Raw genomic sequence first — 20330 nt, 5'->3', positions numbered from 1 at the left:
AAGGGAGATAGATGTTTGAATAACGTGAAGATATATAGTGAAAAACAGATGAATCCTATCTTGAAGAATCTGTTTCGCGCCATAGTTCTCTTGGCAGACAGAAGCGCGGAGTTCGCGGGTTACGGACAGAAAGCTTGTTTTGAACTGGATGGGGAGAAAAGCGCTGTTTTTTATGGCGGGGAAGAAATTCGGTTTGCCTCTTTTCTGGATGCTATAGAGGTGCTTTCAGTGTCGGAAAAAATGGATGACTCCGATGTCCTTAAGGTAATTCTTGCCTTTATAAAAAGCCTGGCATTTCAGGAGAAGGCGACCGTTTCTGCAGAAGAGCTGCAGAGGATTTTGAATTTTACACGCAGCCGGCTCAGTACGTACCGTGTAGGTGGGATGCCGCAGGAGGAAGTGCTGCAGGATTTTTATAAAAAGTGGATGGCGTTATATCAGGATAATTATACCTTTCCCATTACCAGGGAAACGGTTATTAATGCGATTAACAGCGGAGAAACAAAGGAGTATATTAAAGCCTTTGACAGAATCGGCAGGATGGGAGAGGTGCCTTCCATCAAGCAGGCCATTGATACGCTGATTGAAAATATTCCTCATGATACGGAAAAAATACTGGATATGGGGGCCGGACCCGGGTATGTAGACGAGAGAATTCCTGAATATTATCAGGTCCTGGCTATGGACATCGATTCGGAGATCCTTAGACGCAATCAAAGGCCTTCCTGTTTGGGAGACGCGCTTCATATTCCGCTGGTGGATCAGGCGGTGGATCTGACTATTACCTGCGACATGTTGGAACATATTAAAGGTGACAGCCTGGATACTGTTGTGCGTGAACTGAAAAGAGTAAGCGCAAAATATATTTATATTCAGGTGCCTTACCAGGAAAATTTGTTGGCGGGTATGGCATATTGCCCTCAGTGCCAGTATGAATGGCATGTGAATTATCATAAGAATGTATTCGATGAGGAGCGTCTGCTCCCTCTGCTTGGAGAAGGATGGAAAGCGGTTAGGATCAATTATACCGGAGAAATTTCATATAGTGATAATCTGGAAACAGAATTCAGGTTTCTGGATAGTTATGGAATCTCCTGTAATATGGTGGAAGGATGGAAATGTCCGAAATGCGACGCGGAATCCGTAAAAAGGAATGCAAAAATCCTGGCAATGCTGCATCGTAACCTAGGCTCCCGCCGCAGCCGGTTTCCGCGCTACAGTGAAATAGGGGTGCTTTACTGCAAAGATGAGTATGCCGAAAGTTACCGGGCCCCTGAGCCGTCGGCCTGTCGGATAGAAATGCTTGACAGGAAAAAAATAGAGTTTCAGTTTGACTATGAAATAGGCGGCGCCTTTGGCATTTATGACAACAGGCCTGCGGTCTTTACGAGCTGCAGGCATCAAAGAACGGATGAAAAGCATTATGCTTTTGAGAAAGAGGAAGGTTCTGAAAAAGGATTTGTCGGTTTTGTTTTTCCAGAAGCGCTGCAGGCAGAAGAATCGCTGGTGATTGGCGGACAGACGAAGGAGCCTGCGGTATTAACCATATGCGGCAACACGCTTATAGGAGAAGAAATTAAACTGGACGAAACCGAGATCGGTGCCGGTGCTTTTCGTCTGGAATTGAAGGAACTGGCGGATTTCTGCGGCTGCCGCATTATAAAGCTTTACTTTGACAGCCGCCGGATAGAACTGGAATATGCTGGTTTTGAAGGAGGAGAGAGTCGGCAATACCGCAGAATCTGCTTTGACGATAATCAGACTATGTTTCATATCGTCAGGGACGGTGTGGTACGGAGTTATTATAAAGGAGAGAGAGCCTATATAGAAGCAGACAATGAAGGGGCTTTACGGGAAACACGTGAGCCCCTCTCTCCGAAGGAGGTTCTGGATTGTATGATGATACGTGAAAATCAGATTAACGATTTGCAAAAGCAGCTGGTCAGCAGCAGGGAAGCGGCTGCAGTAAAACAGGAGAAGATTCCGGAAAAGGACAGCATGCAGAAAAATCAAATCATTCTGAACGAATTGGTAGAAAGCTTTCTGGCAGAACAGGTGAAACAACAGGCGGATAATGACAACAGGCAGAAAGCACTTGAAAATCTACTGGTGGCTCAGTGCATACAGAATGGTTCGCAATGCATCAGCAAACCTAAAGGAAACTGGAAACGGAAAGCAAGGGCTTTATCGGACCGGGTATACATTACTCTTATAAAAACGCCGTTCTATGAACTATTGGTAAAGCTGGGAGCAAAAAAGTTGTATGCTAAAATACGTAATAGGAGGATTGGAAACTAGTGGGAGACAAAGAGGTTTGGCTGATCACGCATGATAATTATATAGACAGAAGGATCTTTTTCTTTGCCGATGTTTTTCAGGAAAACGGCTGCGAAGTGAAGCTGTTTCCTTCGACTTATTTTGAACTGAACACAGATCCAGATCCACTTTACGTTAGAAGACCAGTAAAACGTACCCTTGTAAAAGATTATAGCTTTGAAATAAACAGTCTGGAGGATCGTGCTATCCGGGAGACTATGGAACTGCTTATCGATAGACAGGAGGATTATCATCGTGTCAACGGTAAATATGCTAAACGCGTCAGGGAGTTGGGAATACGTACTCGCAATAGATTTGGCATTACTGTCAAAACAATAGAAGATACCTATATTATCATTATCAGCAAAAAAGAATATAGGCTGTTTTATTCGAACCTAACCGGAAAATATCAATATTCCCATATTGGAAATTATGCTCCTTACGAGGATGCGATCAGTAAGATTGTGAAAGATAATTCGGAAGAGATCAATAAGTGTTTCATAGTAAATGGCATAGAGGTCCGGGCAGAGTACAATGAGTGGGGAGAACTGATCTATAGAGCGCTGCGGCCAGGAGAAACCTGTATTTATGAATATAATTGTGAAGAAGAAAAGCTATACGAGGAAAAATTGCTGCAGCATCCGCGTCTATGCCTGGATGAAGTACTGGGACAGACCTTTGATTTCGTAGATTTCAAGGAACTTCTGTATGATTACAGTTGTATAATGGAGCGGATCAAAGAAGAGTTGAAAGTAAAAAAGCCGGACATCGTGTATGTGGCAGACCTACCGACGCTTCCGGTAGGGATAATATTAAAGAGATTGACAGGCTGCGAACTGATTGTAGACTGTCATGAGTGGTGGTTTCAGCAGACGATGCTGTGGGAGGGCTATCTGAAAAACAAGGTGGAACTGGCCGAACGTTACGAAAAGGAGTTTTATCCACAGTGTGATATCTGCATTACCGTAGGAGAACTGCTTGCACATGATATGACAGAGTATTATGGCAGAAAGTTTTATACCATCTATTCCTGCATGTGCGGAGAACTGAGCCTGAAGCAGAGTAAGAAATCGGATAGTTATTGGCAGGACCGGTTTGACCTGCCAGAAAAATGCCAAGTGGCTATTTTCCAGGGAGGCCTGACCACGCTCAGAAATCTGGATAATCTTGCCAGGGCGACCAGATACTTAAAAGATCATCAATACCTAGCGATCGTAGGGAGCGGAGGTTATTTGGAGGAATTCCAGACTATTCTGAAAAAAGAAGGAAAAGAGGACAGGGTCCGGTTTGTGGGCTGGGTGAAACAGACGGAGCTGAATCAGTACGCAGTCAATGCCGACGTGGGGATTATCCCTTATCATGCCACTAATAGTTATTATGCATATTCAGTGCCCAATAAACTTATGGAATACTGCGAAACACAGACGCCTATTTTCTATGATGAGACAATGAAAGAGATCGACCGGGTGGTAAGCAAAAAAGAAGTGGGAAGAAAAGCCGACCTGAGCGATCCGGAACGTTTCGGAAGGGGATTATCGGAAATGCTGGAGGACAGGGAATACCTGATGTGGGTCAGGGAAGCCTATGCAAGTCAGAATAATGAATTTGGTTTTGAGGTACAGAAAATAGAATTCCAGAAAATTTTAGAAGAACTTGATTCTGAAAAGAAGCAAAGGGAAAAAGCCGGGAAGGAAAGTTACATATGATTATGCATGTTGTGGGAAATAGGCCGCAGTTTATCAAACTTGCGCCTTTATCCAGAAAACTGAAAGAAGAGGGGTATGAGAGCATCGTCATTCATACCGGCCAGCATTACGATGACAATATGTCAGATATTTTTTTTGAGGAATTGGGCATTGAAAAACCTTTCAAAAATCTGAGTATCGGCAGCGGTACGCATGCGGAAACGACAGGAAGAGCCATGATAGAGCTGGAAAAGGTGATGGCACAAGAGAAGCCTGACCTGGTGCTCGTCTACGGTGATACGAATACAACGCTGGCTGCGGCTATCGCCGCCGCTAAGCTGGGAATTCCGATCGTGCATGTAGAAGCCGGGACAAGGACTTTTATGCGGAACAATCCGGAGGAAATCAACAGGAAGCTTGTGGATCATATTTCCTCTGTGCTCTGCTGTCCTGATGAAGAGTCTGTGGACAATCTTGTGAAAGAAGGGGTGACAGAGGGCGTTTACTTTACCGGGGATATCATGTATGATACTTTTAAGTACTGCCGAGCAAATGAAAAAATGGGGATCCTGGAAAAATATCATGTCAAACGAAAAGAATATGTGCTGATGACCTGGCATAGACAGGAGAATACTGGTTCACGTGAAAGAATGGACAGAATTCTTGATTTTGTTTCTGGCCTACAGTCAGTTATTTTATGTCCGATACATCCCAGGACAAGCAATATGCTAAAGCAGTTTGGCCTTATGGAAAAAGTGAAGTCCATTCCCAATCTTATTTTAACAGAACCTGTGGGATATATGGACATGGTAGCGCTGATGAATAACTGCGCCTATATCTTATGCGATTCCGGAGGACTTTCCAAAGAATCCTATTACGCGGGTGTGAAATGTATGTTTATGCTGAATTTCAGTCCCTGGCCGTATCTGGTGGAGGACGGAAATATCATTACCATTGATTTTGACGACAAAGAGGATATCTACCGTAAACAGATGGCGGCCAATTCGAATGGAACGCAGGAAATCGTAAACAGAAACCTGTATTATGGAAATGGAGATACGGCAGATAAGATTATTGGAATATTGCGGGAAAGAAAACTGATCGGCGCTCGGGCAGAATAGGAGGGAGCATGCAGTTTACTTACGAAGCGTATAGCCGTCTCATCGGTTTATTAAAAGAAAAGGGCTATGAGATCGCGGATTATCATAATTACAGAGATTTTTCCAAAGTAGCAATTCTAAGACATGATGTGGACATGAGTCTGGAAAAAGCGGCAAAGATGGCCGGGTTGGAAGAAAAAATGCAGGTGAGAGCTACCTACTATGTGTTGTTGTGTAGTGATTTTTATAATGTATATTCTAGAAAATCCCAGGAACTGATCGGTAAAATCCTGAAGTGTGGGCATGAAATCGGCCTTCATTTTGATGAAGAACGCTATGACGATAAGAAGCGGATGCCGGAATGGATTGACAGAGAAATTACGATTCTGGAAGAGTTTACGGGCGTCACGATAAAAAGTGTATCTATGCACCGGCCGTCCAAAGAGACACTGGCCGCAGATTATAAAATCCGGGGAGGGAATATCGTCAACAGCTATGGAAGCGAGTTCTTTAGAGATTTCAAATATGTTTCTGACTCCAGAAGGGACTGGAGAGAAGACGTGGAGAAGATCATAGAGGACGGAGAATTTCAAAGGCTTCATATTTTAACACACCCGATCTGGTATGAGAAAGAAGAATCCACAATGAAGAGCCAATTGGTCGCGTTCTGTCGTCTTGCCCAGACGGAAAGATACGATGCGCTGTCGGAGAATATTAGAGATCTGCAGGAAGTACTGTCAAAGGAAGAGATAAAGGAGGGATTCTGAATGAGAAAAATCGATTCCGTTGCGATAGGAGATCATTATGCACGGGAATTTACGGCAACGGATGAACTGGTGCGGGAAATCGCAAAGGTGTCCGGAGACTGCAATCCCATCCATCTGGACGAGGACTATGCATCCAAATCCGTATTCGGGCGGCGGATTGCTCATGGCCTTTTCTGCCTGAACGGCATATCCATGATCCTGGGCAATTATTTCCCGGGAGAAGGCACGATTCTGTACAAGCAGGAATTTTTCTATCGCAGACCGGTCTATATCGGAGATAACGTAATGATTACGGTGACGGTGGAGGAGAAAGACCCGGAGAAAGAAATACTAACTCTCGCCTGTGACTGTGTGAACCAGAAGGGGGAGACTGTCCTGAAAGGAAGTTCAAAGGTGAAATGGAGCGGTGAAATATGAAAAAAGTAAGGATTAGGGAGATTTTGGATTTCCTGAAGGAAAAAGGGGATTATCCGTTTGTGTTTACCGGCAGTCTTGAAGGAACGATCGAAGGTTTTTCCTCTCTGATTAATTATAAGGATAAAACCATGACTTGGATCAAATCGAATCAGGCGGTATATGACAAACGCCGGAGAATAGCCCTGTGTATCGTTCAGGAAGGGGTGTCTTTTGAGGCGGAGGCAATGATCGTCACTCCGGCCTCAAAAGCCGTTTTCTTTGCCCTGTTGGAAGAATTTTATGGGAATCAGGAAGACGGAAGCAGAATCGGTATCGGCACCTATATCGGAGAGCGAGTCCGGCTGGGCGAGAATGTGAGGATTGGAAATAATTGTTCGATTTCCGGGGAAATCTCTATCGGGGATCGTACCCGTATTGCCAATAACGTGGTGATTTCCAATCGTGTCACAATTGGCAGCGGTTGTGAGATCCAGTCACTTACGGTGATTGGAGAAGACGGCTACGGCTATTCGGAAGATGAAAACCATAAGAAAACGATGATAAGACATTATGGAGGAGTGCAGATCGGAAATGATGTTTTTATCGGTAGCCATGTCAATATTGCGAGGGGAACCATCGATGACACGGTGATAGGAGATGGTGTAAAAATAGCCCCTACGACTCATATCGGTCATAATAATAGGATTGGACGGGACGCCTCTGTGATTTGTTCTCAACTGTTTGGCAGCGTCAATATTGGAGAGAATGCTTATGTCACCTCTAGCGTTGTCAGAAATCAGTGTAAAATAGGCAACAATGCGGTAGTGGGAATGGGATCCGTAGTAACAAAGGACGTGGAGAACGGAATTACCGTGATCGGTGTGCCGGCCAAAAAGATGGAAAAAAGATAAAGTATGTAAAATAAGAAAGGAATCAAAAATGGAATTCAGAAGCTTAAAAGCACAGTACCGGGCACTTCAGTCGGAGATCGACGCTGCTATGGCAGAGGTAATCCACAACACGAATTTTATCTCCGGCGGCCAGGTACGGCAGCTGGAAGAAGAATTGGCAGAGAACGTGGGAGTGAAGCATTGCATTAGCTGCGCCAACGGAACGGACGCGCTGAGCCTGGCTTTGATTGCCTGGGGGATCGGCAGAAATGATGCCGTGTTTGTGCCTGATTTTACTTTCTTTTCCAGCGGGGAAGTGGTCTCCTTTGCGGGAGCCTCTCCGATCTTTGTGGATGTGGATCAGAATACCTATAATATTGATCCAGACAAGCTGGAAGCCGCTGTTTTGAGGGTGCAGCATGAAGGCCGTCTCAAACCGAAAGCGATCGTGGCGGTGGATCTGTTCGGCCAGCCAGCGGATTATCCGAAATTGAAAGAAATAGCGGCCAAGTACGGTTTGAAGCTTCTGGAGGACGGGGCACAGGGCTTTGGCGGTGCCATCAGAGATCAAAAGGCCTGTTCCTTTGGGGAGCTATCTACTACCAGCTTCTTTCCTGCCAAGCCGCTAGGTTGTTACGGCGACGGTGGAGCCGTTTTCACGGATGACGATGAGATGGCAGGGGTGTTGCATTCTCTGTGTGTGCACGGAAAAGGCAGCTTTAAATATGACAATATCAGGATCGGTATGAATTCCAGGCTGGATACCCTGCAGGCGGCGGTCCTGCTGGCCAAGCTTCCGACGTTCTGGCAGAAAGAACTGGAGGAGGTGAACCGGGTGGCCGGACTCTATACAAGGCGACTGCAGGGACTTGTGAAAACGCCGGTGATTCGGGAGGGCTTTTTTTCCAGCTGGGCGCAGTATACGGTCCAGGTGAAGGAGGAAAAGGAAAGGGACGCCTTGCAGAAATATCTGAAGGAGCAGGGGATCCCCAGCATGATCTATTATCCAAAGCCTATGCACAAACAGCTGGCCTTTGCACCCTATGAATGCGAAGAAGGGGAATTGGCTGTGACAGAGCGTTTGTGCCGCACCGTCCTGGCGCTTCCCATCCATCCCTATATGAGGGAAGAGGAAACAGAACAGGTGATAGAGGCTATACAGCATTTTTATGCCTGACAGGCGGCGGGACCGATGAAGTGTTGGTCTCGTCAGTTCGTTTAAAAATCCTTGCGGAAAGCAAAATGGAGTGCAAATGATATGAATCAATTTTATGTACATGAGAGCAGCTACGTAGATGAAGAGGTGCAGATTGGCGATGGCACTAAGATTTGGCATTTCTGCCATATTCAGAAAGGTGCTGTGATAGGCAGAAACTGTTCCTTTGGTCAGAATGTCAATGTGGCGGGGAATGTGAAGATCGGCGATGGCGTGAAAGTGCAGAACAACGTTTCTGTCTATGAAGGCGTGGAACTGGAGGACTATGTATTCTGCGGTCCCTCTATGGTCTTTACCAATGTGGGTACGCCCAGGAGTAAATATCCAAAAGGAAATACCGGCTATGCCAAAACCCTGATCCGCAGGGAGGCCAGTATCGGCGCCAACGTCACTGTTGTATGCGGGCATACGGTAGGCAGATGGGCGCTTATAGCGGCCGGCGCCGTGGTCACAAAGGACGTGCCGGATTATGCGCTGATGGCGGGAGTGCCGGCCAGAAGGATTGGCTGGGTCTGCCAGTGCGGTGAAAAACTGGGAGAAGAGTTGGCCTGTCCAGTATGTGGAAGGCGCTACAGGCAGGAAGGGGAGCGCCTGGAATGTGTGGAATAGCAGGCTGTCTGACTAGAATGGGAGAGGTGCCGAAGGAACGGTTTGAGGCGATGGTGGATATTGTTGCTCACCGCGGCCCAGACGACAGAGGCTGTTATTACGAGGAGCGGCTGGCCCTGGGGCACAGAAGGCTTTCTGTCATCGATTTAAGCAGAGAGGGCCGGCAGCCCTTTGTCTATCAGGACCGGTATGTGCTGGTCTATAACGGTGAGATCTATAATTACCGGGAACTGCGGGAGGAGCTTTGTGCCGGGGGCTATGTGTTTGGTACAGGGACCGATACGGAGGTGCTGGCGGCGCTGTATGACAGAGACGGCAGCAGCTGTGTCGGCAAGCTAAACGGTATGTGGGCTTTCTCAGTCTGGGATAAAGAGAAAAAGACCCTGTTTTGTTCTAGAGACCGTTTTGGCGTCAAGCCGTTTTATTATTGGCTGGATGAAGAAAAATTCCTGTTTGCCTCCGAGATCAAGCAGTTGTTTAAAATTTTGGAGGACAGGCCCAGGGCAAATCGGCAGCGGCTGTTGGAATTTTTGGTGGCAGGGGACATGGATTTTACGGAGGAGACTATGTTTGCCGGTGTGAAGCAGCTACCGCCGGGTCATAATCTGTTTTATGAAGCCGGAAATCATCGGGGGCGCCTGGAACGTTATTACGATTTGAGCAAAGCTTCAGGCGGCTATATGAGTTATGAAGAGGCCTGCAGTCTATTCGCAGAGGTGTTTCAGAGCGCGGTAGAAGCCAGACATGTGAGCGACGTTCCGGTGGGGTATTGCCTTTCCGGGGGGTTGGACAGTTCAGCTATCGTCTGCATGGCTGACCGGATCCGAAAAAGAGAAGGGACGGACTCTGTGGCCGCGGCTGTTTCCTCCTGTTTTGAGGACAAATGTTATGATGAAAGGGAATATATCCACGAAGTCATAAAAAAGACCGGCATCAAATCATTTCAGGTATTTCCAAAGGGAGAGGAACTCTTTGAAAAAGCGGATGAATTGATTTGGCATATGGATGAACCCTTCGGTTCCACCTCTGTCTTTGCGCAGTGGGAGGTATTCCGGTGCGCAAAGGAGCACGGACTGACTGTGATGCTGGATGGACAGGGCGCGGATGAACAGCTGGCCGGTTATTCCGGATTTTACAGCGTAATATTCGCCAACTGTCTGAAAAAGTTTCAGTTTGGAAGGCTGCGCCGTGAGGTCGGCCTGTATCTGTGCCTGCGGGCGGGCTCAGAAAAGCAGGTGTCTTCCGCAGAGGTGATAGCCTCCGCCATTCTGTCACTGCTTCTTCCCGGCCGTGCCAAAAACCGGGTCAAGCGGTGGAGCGGATATTATAAAAGGATTGGTGTTCCCTTCCCGGAACAGGTTCTGAAGCAGGTCTGGGACAACAGAACGGTATATCCTGTGGGGAACGACAGGGCATATATTCTGGACAGCATGCGCTGCGGTATGGCGTCGCTGTTGCACTTTGAAGACCGTAATTCCATGGCGCATTCCGTGGAGTCCAGAGTGCCCTTTCTGGATTACCGGCTGGCAGAGTTTTTGTATACCCTGCCCCTGAACTATAAACTGAGAGACGGCAGGACGAAAGCGGTGATGCGGGACGGCCTGCAGGGGATCCTGCCGGAAAAGATACGGAACCGCTACAGCAAGATGGGCTTTGTGACGCCTGAGGATCAGTGGATCAATGAACATTACAGCCAATACCGTGAGGAACTGCGAAGTGCCTGCGAAAGGCTGTCGCCCCTGGTGGAAACGGACCGGGTGATGAAATGGTTTGACGACAGAAAAGGAAATATGCCGCAGGGAGAATTTCTGGCCTGGAGGATTATCTGCGCCGGGAGATGGATGAAGGTTTTCAACGTGGCCCTTTAAAAGAATACAGGAGGATGAGAAATGGATCTTTATGAGAAGCTTCTGCAGAAGCAGGAAAAATTGTCGCTGGTGGGGCTGGGCTATGTGGGAATGCCCATTGCGGTTGCATTTGCCAGAAAAATCGATGTGATCGGTTTCGATCTGAACGCAGAGAAGATTGGTCTGTACAAAGCGGGCGTGGATCCCACAAACGAAGTTGGGGACGAGGTCATCCGTAGCACAGCGGTAGAGTTTACGGCGGATCCTGAACGGCTTCGGGAAGCGAAATTTCATATCGTGGCGGTGCCTACTCCGGTAAAAGAGGATCATACGCCGGATTTGACGCCGGTGGAAGGAGCCAGCCGTATTCTGGGGAAATACCTGACCAGGGGCTCAGTGGTGGTCTTTGAATCTACGGTATATCCCGGCGTGACGGAAGAGATTTGCGTGCCGATCTTGGAAAAGGAGTCCGGCATGAAATGCGGTGAGGATTTTAAAATTGGTTATTCTCCGGAAAGGATCAATCCGGGGGATAAGGTTCACCGGCTTGAGACTATTATCAAGATCGTCTCCGGTATGGATGAGGAAACGCTAGATATGGTGGCAAAGGTCTATGAGCTGGTAGTGGAGGCAGGAGTCTACCGGGCCGATTCCATCAAAGTAGCGGAAGCGGCCAAGGTTATCGAAAACAGTCAGCGCGACATTAACATTGCCTTTATGAATGAACTGTCTATTATTTTCCACAAGATGGGAATTGATACTAAGTCGGTTTTGGAAGCGGCAGGAACTAAATGGAATTTCCTGCAGTTTTATCCTGGACTGGTGGGAGGTCACTGCATCGGCGTGGATCCCTATTATCTTACCTATAAAGCGGAGAAACTGGGGTTTCACTCTCAGATCATTCTCTCAGGGCGGCGTATCAATGACGACATGGGCAAATATGTGGCGGAAAACGTGGTGAAAAGCCTCATCAAAGCCGGAGCGCTGGTCAGCAGTGCAAAGGTGGGCATTTTAGGATTCACCTTTAAAGAAAATTGTCCGGATACCAGAAATACGAAAATAATCGATATCATCAGAGAACTCAGGGAGTACGGCATAGAACCCATTATTGCAGACAGTACGGCTGACGCTTTGGAAGCCGGGCGCCTGTACGGTGTAACTCTGCAGGGAAAGGAAGCACTCTGCGGCTTGGATGCGTTGATCGTAGCGGTAGCCCATGATGAATTCCGTGGGATGACGAAGGATACCATAGACGCCATGTTCCGAACGGACTGCGGGAAAAAGGTGCTGGTGGATATCAAGGGAATTCTGGAACGCAAAGAGTTTTCTGTAGGTGAGTATCTTTACTGGAGACTTTAATACAGAAAAATATAGACAAGAGAGCCGGTTCAGCCCGGCTATTTTCTATGTGTGTCAGGCATGGCACTAATCTAGCTTGTGAAAATCTGGCCACGGGTATTTACCGCCAAGTGTAGCAGAGCGCAAATTGGTGTAAGTAATGGCATAAATGAAGGATGTGCATAGCAAAGTTATTGAGCCTATGAACATAAACTTGATAAGGCATTAGGTAAGGTTGCATAACAAACCGAAGCCCAAAAGGTAAATATAATGCAGAAGGTGTAAATCAAGAGGTTGTGGAACGAAAGATTAGTGTTTTACCCTGGGAGAGCTTAACTACATGCTGAAAAGCATGGTCGAAAAAAGTTTTTTAGGGGGAGTGTAGATAGGTGAAGCCATAATGTACGACTTGCAAGTCGCCGATTAGATTGTGTATTAAAACATTACTACTTCTATTTTATAGTATTCCTACCTCATTGTGGTTGGTAAGCGATGAATGGTACGGAACAAAGTGAAAAGGGCAGAAGCCACATCTGCCTGATTGCTAGTGAAAGGTGTATATGGTTAACATATGTGAATAGTTTCTAAAAAAAGCGAAAGGCGGCTTATCGTACCCAAAAACAAGAGCTCTTGGATACTATTAAATCCCTCTACCATAAGCATGGCGGAGTCGATGGTTACTGTATCATCAAGGTATATCTAAAGCAAAAGAATATTTATCTGAGCAGTCTGACAGGCCATAAATACATGAACCGGGCAATGTAGCTAAACCTAGTACAGCAACATTCAGCTAATAAACAATTCAGATAAAAGTAGCGGCCATTCACTTATGTTGAGTAGTCTAGCTACAGGACAAAATCAATAGTCAATAGTATCTGATTGTATTAAACCACAGATCAATAAAAATGAAAGGAATATGTTGTTTTTGCTTCTATAAACATTATACAAGGTAAAATGATGAATGGATCTATTAAAACTGATGCAAATACATATACTACAGTTGATTTGGCACGATTGTTCTTCTGCATCTGCATTGTGTTTCAGCATTCCGGATCATACCACTTACTACCCGGGGAATGGTATATCCTTCATTGCGTATTTCGTCTTGCTGTGCCGTTCTTTTTTGTCGCTTCAGGTTTCTTTTGGGGATTGAAAATTTATAGGGGGGGGGGGGGGAACTTAAAAAGTGTCTAATAGTTTATGAGAAAAGGTTGCTATTTCCGTATATTATATTCAGTACTATAAATATTTTATTAGCTTCAATAGAAATGGCGCTGAATGGAGAGCATATATTCAAGATAGTATTAAAAATCATTAGGTCTGTTATTTTTTATCCGTATGGTGCCCTCTGGTATGTATGGGCAAGCATGATTGCGGTTTTTTTACTATATTGGTTTATAAAAAAAGATAAAATTAGGTTAGCGATTATTAGCGGAGTGCTCTTATATGGTATGGGACTTTTAATGAACAGTTATTATTTTTTACTTAATGGGATTTGGCTTCAAAAAATAGTAGATTTATATCTTAAAATAACCACTTCTGCAAGAAATGGAGTATTTGTAGGATTTATTTTTATGGGACTTGGAATATGTCTTGCAAAGTATAAAGAAAAACTCCAAGAGAAAAAGAGCCAGATAATATGTCTGGTTGTGATGATGTTATCTTACATATTCCTTATAGGGGAAGTGATTTTTATTCGGGGAAAGCAAACTGCAGATGATCATTCTATGTTTTTAGCTTTTTTATTTTTAATTCCATCCATGGTAGGGGTTATGTTATGTTTCAATATACATATCAAGAAGGAATATGCGATATTATGCAGAAATTTTAGTGCGGGAATTTATTATCTGCATAGAGGTATGCTTTCAATTATAACAATTCTTTCTTTGGTTTGTAAATTTAAAGTAAACAGATTGGTATCCTTTGGAATAGTAATAATAATTAGCAGTTTTTTATGCTTATATGCTTATAAATCAAAGAAAGAGCCATTTTTTAGTCTTTTAAAATAAAAAGTGATTCGGTAGGTTGGAATATATTTTATAAAAAACGATAAAAGTTGCTTAACTAGATATATCAGTGTAAAAGATATTCGTGCTTAATGAAAGTAAGTTGTTATATTACTTGTCCAAAATTGAGGATTGATGGAATATTAAAGAGGTTATATAATAGTAATTGTGGATACTATAGTATTGAATGTTAAAATAATATGTAGCCAAAATGCTTACTCAGAAAGGAATAATATGGCAAAAAGGACACTATATGGTACTGTTATAATCACATATAGATGTAATGCACATTGTAATATGTGTGACTGTTTTCGTGATCCAACGAAACCGGAGGAAGAGATTACTCTTGATGTGATAAAAAAACTTCCCGAAATGGCATTTACGAATATAACAGGGGGGGAACCTTTTATACGAAAAGATATCTCTGATATAGTAAGAGAACTATATAAAAAAAGTGATAGGATTGTAGTATCAACTAATGGTTATTTTACTGACAGAATTATTGCTTTGTGTAAAGAATTTCCAAAGATTGGTATTAGAATAAGTATCGAAGGACTTCAGGTAACTAATGATAAGATCCGTGGTATTCCGGATGGATTTAACCGGGGTTACTCTACATTAAAAACATTGGTAGAAATGAAACATCCTGACGTTGGTTTTGGCATGACGGTTCAAGATATGAATTGTGAGGATTTAGTGCCTCTTTATAATATAGCCAACGATATGGGGATGGAGTTTGCAACGGCTACATTGCACAATTCTTTTTATTTTAGAAAAACAGATAATAAAATTGATGATAAATATAAAGTTGCATGTAATTTTGAAAAGTTGATTAATGAACTGTTAAAAAGTAAATCCCCTAAAAAGTGGTTCAGGGCCTATTTTAATCATGGTTTAGTTAATTATATTTATGGAAAGAAGAGACTTCTACCATGTGACATGTCTAAAAATGCTTTTTTTATAGATCCGTTTTGTGATGTGATTCCATGCAACGGAATGGCTGAAAAGGCAGTAATGGGGAATCTTAAAGAACAGTCATGGGATGAACTCTGGAATTCGGAAAAAGCGAGACAGGTGAGGGCGTGCACAAGAAAATGTGACAGAAATTGTTGGATGATAGGCAGTGCATCTCCTGCAATGCATAAATATATATGGGTACCTGCGTGGTGGGTTATTAAGCATAAATTATTTATGGGCAATAGATATAGTCTAAGTAAAAATTTTTTTAAACAGTAATTCTAAAGTGGTCATAATATATGTCGTGAAGAAATTCGGGTTGAGGATAAAAATGATAGAAAAGCTAAATTATATTTTTTCAAAATCAGATAAAATTAAAATATGTATATTAATAGCAGCTGTGATCATTGGTAGTTTTTTGGAACTTATGTCAGTATCCATGTTTTCTCCATTTATTGAGCTTATTATGTCTCCTGATGCTTTAAAGGAGAACAGTATGTTGGCATATATTTATAATCTGTTTTCTTTTGGAAGTGTCGAAATTTTCCTCATATCGATTGCATGCGGAATTATATTTATTTATATAGTGAAAAATATATATATTATAGTAGAAAGAAATTATATTTATCGTTTTTCCTATCGGATTCAACGTAATCTTTCTACAAACTTGTTGAAGGCCTATATGAAGAAACCGTATATATTTCATTTAAACAAGAATATCTCTATACTACAGAGAAGTATGCAGGAAGATACAGATCAATTTACAAAAGGACTCATTCATATAATGGAGATGGTTGCAGAAGTTTGTGTTTGCATAGCTATAGGGATTTATCTTTATATAGTAAGTAAATCCATAACTATTATTATTGTAGGACTGTTGATTTTATGTCTCGCACTCTTTTCCTTTATTTCAAAAAAATATTCCACTGAATGGGGACGTGAAGGACAAGAATATAAGTCTAAAATATACCAGTGGATGAATCAATCGCTGGGAGGTATTAAAGAAATAAAAGTATTGAACAGAGAAAAAAATTTTATCAGGCGGTATGATATGTTTTTTTCAAAATATGTTCGTGTATTGCGTTTGAGTAGACTTATAGGCGTAATCCCGAAATATATTATTGAAATGGTATGTATGACAGGGTTATTGTTGGCTATTATATTTAAAATATTATTTGGTCAGAAAGATCTCTTGGAATTTGTTCCTCAATTAGCGGTGTTTGCAGTTGCGGCTTTTCGGCTTCTTCCTTCTGTTAGTAAAATAAATGAGCATTTGTCTGCAGTGCTTTATGCCAAGCCTTCTGTGGAGTTGATTTATTATGATTTAATGGAAGTAGAGGGCCTGAATGAAAGGATGCCCATAATAGATGATAGTTGGAAACTCCAAAAAAAAATAGAAGTAAAAAATATATCTTATTCGTATCCGGACGGGGATTCAGATGTAATTAAGAATGCTAGCTTAACTATAGATAAAGGTAGTACAGTAGCATTCATAGGTTCTTCCGGGGCAGGAAAATCTACACTGGTAGATATTCTACTTGGCTTATTACAGCCTAAGTATGGGAAGATTTATGCGGATGATATGAATATATTTAAAAATCTACCTACATGGCAGAAGGAAATTGGATATATCCCTCAAACGATATATTTGTCAGATGATACGATAAAAAATAATGTGGCTTTTGGAGTAGAGGAGAATGAAATAGATGATGAGGCGGTTACGAATGCTTTGAAGCAATCACAGCTTTATGAGTTTGTTGAAGGATTGTTAGAGGGGGTAAATACTTTTGTAGGAGATAGGGGGGTTCGTTTATCCGGAGGGCAGAGACAGAGAATCGGTATTGCTAGAGCGCTTTACCATAATCCGGAAATTTTGGTACTTGATGAGGCAACTTCCGCTCTTGATAATGATACTGAGACTGCAGTAATGGAAGCCATAGATAGTCTGCAGGGCCAGAAGACAATATTGATTATTGCTCATAGACTTACAACGATCCGTAATGTGGATAGTATATTTGAAGTGTCAGGGGGAATGGTTATACAGAGGGACAAAAGGGATATTCTGGGTGAGCAGGATAGGTAAAAAGGGGTATATTATGCGGATTTTGTATATTGCACCAAGATATCATACGAATCAAATAGCAATCATTGATGGATGGATTAGGCACGGCGATACGGTAGGTTTTTTGTCACATTATGAAGGGTGTATAGAGGATTATTCATCTATCAAGCCCATTGTGGTTGGTTATAGTAGAGCATTCCTTTTTATAGAACGGTTTTATTTACGTATTAATAGGAAAAAAGAAAATGCAATAGATTTCCGTTTGAAATATGGATTTCCACCACTTATTAAACTTAATAAGTTAATAAAGCAATTTTCGCCTGACATGCTTATTACCCGCGAAAGGTCTATTTATTCTATTTTTGTGACATTGCTTTGCAAACTGCATAAATATCCGGTCATATTATATAACCAGAGCCCTTTATGGGGAGAAGTTGTTAAGGAAGATTTGTCCCATAAAATAATACGTAGTCTTACGCCTTCCTATCGAATTACGCCTGTATTCTGTTATGGGAAAAAAGTGGAACAGAAGAGAAAAGATGACAAGGCTTTTTATCTTCCATTTTTAATGGAACCCCATTTGGCTCCATCTAAGAAAAGTTATTTTGGTGATGGTTATATCCATGTTTTAGCTATTGGAAAGTATCAGGAAAGAAAAAACCATTTTATGCTAATTGAAGTAATTGAAGAGTTAGGTAAAAGATATCCTGTTCGTTTAGTGATTGCTGGGGAAGTATCAAATGAATTCCATAAGAGATATTATAATGAAATTAAACAATATATCTTAAGTCGCCATTTAGATACAATAGTGGAATTAAAAGTAAATTTATCTCGGAATGAGATTTTTAACCTTTATAAGCAGAGTGATTTATATGTATTAGCAAGTACTGCGGAACCGGCTTCAGTATCACACTTAGAAGCTATGTCTTTTTCGCTTCCGGTTATTTTAGGGGAAGATAATGGAACAGCCAATTATGTTGAAGAAGGAGTTAATGGTTTTATTTTTAGAGACAACGATAAAGAAGATTTGAAGATAAAAATAGAGAATTTGTTATTTGACCGTGAACAAATTCTGCGGATGGGTAAGGAAAGCTATCGGCTGGTGTGTGAAAAATATCAGTTTGTCTCTTATTATACTAAAATATTAGAAATATTAGAGCGAATGGATTAGGTGAAATGAAATGAAAATTGTATTTGTAATACCCAATATGACAGGCGGAGGAACAGAACGGGTTATATCATTGCTTGCAAATGAATATGTGAAACAAGGGATCAAAGTAGCTATAATGATGTTTGCAGGAGATGAGTGTGTATATAAATTAGAGCCAGAAGTTGAATTATTATGTGTGTCGGAACAATCCTTTGGAAATGTCCGAGTTCGTATTAAACGGCTTCTGAGAATGCGAAGATATTTTAAAGAAAATGCAGAATGTCAAATTTTTTCGTTTTGTGTGATGGGAACTGTATTTAGCAATCTTGCAGCTATAGGGCTTGATTGTCCGCTCTTAGTAGCGGAGAGAACGGATCCAAGAACTAGTGGTCATGATTTGCTTCGAAATCTTGCTTATATGAGGGCAAGGAAACTAGTAGTCCAGACAAAAGAATGCCTGAATTATCTACCCTCTTCATTCAGAAAGAAATCAGCTGTATTGCCAAATCCAGTGGATGAAGCTATTCCATTCCCTATAGAATATGAAAGAAAAAAAACGATAGTTTACTTGGGGCGTTTGGAGCCGGAAAAAAATCCGATGCTTCTTTTAGATGCATTTGCTCAGTTTTTGGAGGATTTTCCTGAATATCATCTTCATTATTATGGAAGTGGAAGTTTAGAAAAAAAATTGAGGGAATGTGCCAAGGAACTTGATATTATAAGTAAAGTTACATGGCATGGTTTCTGTATAGATGCAAAACAGAAAATTGTGGATGCTGGGATTTTTGTATTGCCATCTAATTATGAAGGGGTATCTAATGCTATGGTAGAAGCAATGGCGATGGGAATTCCAGTGATAGCTACTAATTGTCCAATTGGTGGTGCGGCCACCTATATAAGAAATGGTGAGAATGGTTTATTAGTACCGGTTAATGACGCAAAGGAAATGGTGGCCGCTATGAAAAAAATTGCTTCTAACTCTCTGCTAGCCAAAAGACTTTCTGACAATAGCAGAAAAATAAGAGAAGAATATCCGGCAAGAGTAATTGCGGATAGATTATTGGAAATAGCAGGGATAACGTTATGAAAAAGGTTACGGTATTGACCCCCACCTATAATCGTTCTCATACACTGTCATGTTTGTATAATAGCCTTAAGAGACAGAGTGTGATGGAATATGAATGGATGATTGTGGATGATGGAAGCAATGATGGGACAGAATGGCTAGTAGAGCAATGGAGAAATGAAGGCAGCGTGCCGATTACTTATTTGTATAAGGAGAATGGCGGGAAGCATACAGCGTTAAACGTAGGAATGGACAATATAAATACGGAATTAACTTTTATAGTTGACAGCGATGATTATCTGCCGGATAATGCAATAGAGCTAATATTGCGCTATCATGAAAAATATAAAGGTATATCAGGACTATGCGGATACAGCTTTCTCCGTTTTTACCCGGATGGAACGGTAAATGAGGCGTATTTTCCACAGGATGGGCTGGTCGATACGTATGTGAATGCGCGCATTAATGCCGGAATTGCCGGTGATAAAGCGGAGGTATTTTATACGGAGGTATTGAGAAAATTTCCTTTCCCTGTATACGAAGGGGAGCGTTTTGTGCCTGAGGATTTAATATGGGTACAGTTGTCCGGCCCATATAAGATGGTTCATATCAATCAGTGTGTATATATATCGGATTATCTGGAGGGCGGCCTGACCCGTTCGGGAAAAAGGATGAAGGTGAGAGCTCCGAAGGCTATGACAAAAAGGGCGGAAGTATACCTGAATGATGTTACAGTTAATGAAAAAACGAAGTATAAAATGATATTGCTTTATATTATTTATGGGCATTTTGCCAAGTACGACAGCAGGGAGCTGCTGTCACATTTGCATAAGAAAGGGAAATATGTAGCGGCATTTATTCCCGGAATGCTTTTATTTTTTATTTGGAATATGAAATATAAGTGAGTCTGACTTTATGAAATTAG

General features: G+C 42.3%; 16 protein-coding genes. All 16 read left to right on the top strand.

The window, feature by feature from the left end:
- Positions 1–24: 24 nt before the first annotated feature.
- The 16 genes from DXA36_RS04220 to DXA36_RS04145 all read left to right on the top strand — a co-directional run bounded on the left by DXA36_RS04220 (position 25) and on the right by DXA36_RS04145 (position 20310).
- The gene (locus tag DXA36_RS04220; RefSeq protein ID WP_243114571.1) at positions 25–2298 is read left to right on the top strand and encodes a class I SAM-dependent methyltransferase; all 2274 of its coding nucleotides are present in this window, start codon (positions 25–27) and stop codon (positions 2296–2298) included.
- Positions 2298–4022: a glycosyltransferase gene (locus DXA36_RS04215; protein WP_118676645.1), complete on the top strand. Its 1725-nt coding sequence runs from the start codon at positions 2298–2300 to the stop codon at positions 4020–4022. Before DXA36_RS04220 ends, DXA36_RS04215 begins: the two co-directional genes overlap by 1 nt.
- The gene (gene wecB / locus DXA36_RS04210) at positions 4019–5122 is read left to right on the top strand and encodes a non-hydrolyzing UDP-N-acetylglucosamine 2-epimerase (RefSeq protein WP_118676643.1); all 1104 of its coding nucleotides are present in this window, start codon (positions 4019–4021) and stop codon (positions 5120–5122) included. Before DXA36_RS04215 ends, wecB begins: the two co-directional genes overlap by 4 nt.
- 8 nt (positions 5123–5130) lie before the next feature.
- Positions 5131–5868: a hypothetical protein gene (locus tag DXA36_RS04205; protein ID WP_118676641.1), complete on the top strand. Its 738-nt coding sequence runs from the start codon at positions 5131–5133 to the stop codon at positions 5866–5868.
- Positions 5869–6285: a MaoC family dehydratase gene (locus DXA36_RS04200; RefSeq protein WP_118676639.1), complete on the top strand. Its 417-nt coding sequence runs from the start codon at positions 5869–5871 to the stop codon at positions 6283–6285.
- Positions 6282–7175: a DapH/DapD/GlmU-related protein gene (locus DXA36_RS04195; protein ID WP_118676637.1), complete on the top strand. Its 894-nt coding sequence runs from the start codon at positions 6282–6284 to the stop codon at positions 7173–7175. Before DXA36_RS04200 ends, DXA36_RS04195 begins: the two co-directional genes overlap by 4 nt.
- A gap of 28 nt (positions 7176–7203) precedes the next feature.
- On the top strand, positions 7204–8331 hold the full coding sequence (locus DXA36_RS04190; RefSeq protein WP_118676635.1) for a DegT/DnrJ/EryC1/StrS family aminotransferase: 1128 nt from the start codon (positions 7204–7206) through the stop codon (positions 8329–8331).
- Positions 8332–8412: 81 nt separating this feature from the next.
- The gene (locus DXA36_RS04185; protein WP_118676633.1) at positions 8413–8979 is read left to right on the top strand and encodes an acyltransferase; all 567 of its coding nucleotides are present in this window, start codon (positions 8413–8415) and stop codon (positions 8977–8979) included.
- A complete protein-coding gene (asnB, locus tag DXA36_RS04180) occupies positions 8967–10847 on the top strand; it encodes an asparagine synthase (glutamine-hydrolyzing) (protein WP_182478922.1) in 1881 nt (626 codons plus the stop codon). Before DXA36_RS04185 ends, asnB begins: the two co-directional genes overlap by 13 nt.
- A gap of 21 nt (positions 10848–10868) precedes the next feature.
- Entirely contained in the window at positions 10869–12185 is a 1317-nt protein-coding gene (locus tag DXA36_RS04175) for a nucleotide sugar dehydrogenase (RefSeq protein WP_118676629.1), read from the top strand.
- A gap of 1190 nt (positions 12186–13375) precedes the next feature.
- Positions 13376–14173: a hypothetical protein gene (locus tag DXA36_RS04170; RefSeq protein ID WP_118676627.1), complete on the top strand. Its 798-nt coding sequence runs from the start codon at positions 13376–13378 to the stop codon at positions 14171–14173.
- A gap of 231 nt (positions 14174–14404) precedes the next feature.
- Positions 14405–15406, top strand: a complete 1002-nt coding sequence (locus DXA36_RS04165) for a radical SAM protein (protein ID WP_118676625.1) — start codon at positions 14405–14407, stop codon at positions 15404–15406.
- 52 nt (positions 15407–15458) lie between these two features.
- Positions 15459–17210, top strand: a complete 1752-nt coding sequence (locus DXA36_RS04160) for an ABC transporter ATP-binding protein (RefSeq protein WP_118676623.1) — start codon at positions 15459–15461, stop codon at positions 17208–17210.
- Positions 17194–18360 carry a glycosyltransferase family 4 protein gene (locus tag DXA36_RS04155; protein ID WP_182478921.1) on the top strand — a complete coding sequence of 389 codons (1167 nt, stop codon included), beginning with the start codon at positions 17194–17196 and terminating at the stop codon, positions 18358–18360. Before DXA36_RS04160 ends, DXA36_RS04155 begins: the two co-directional genes overlap by 17 nt.
- Positions 18361–18370: 10 nt before the next feature.
- Positions 18371–19426, top strand: a complete 1056-nt coding sequence (locus DXA36_RS04150) for a glycosyltransferase (RefSeq protein ID WP_118676620.1) — start codon at positions 18371–18373, stop codon at positions 19424–19426.
- On the top strand, positions 19423–20310 hold the full coding sequence (locus tag DXA36_RS04145) for a glycosyltransferase family 2 protein (RefSeq protein WP_118676618.1): 888 nt from the start codon (positions 19423–19425) through the stop codon (positions 20308–20310). The genes DXA36_RS04150 and DXA36_RS04145 overlap by 4 nt, the downstream gene beginning before the upstream one ends.
- The last annotated feature ends 20 nt before the right edge of the window (positions 20311–20330 follow it).

Origin of the sequence: Eisenbergiella sp. OF01-20 (assembly GCF_003478085.1) — a bacterium.
GTDB lineage: Bacteria > Bacillota > Clostridia > Lachnospirales > Lachnospiraceae > Eisenbergiella.
This window is presented reverse-complemented; position numbering and strand designations above follow the sequence as displayed.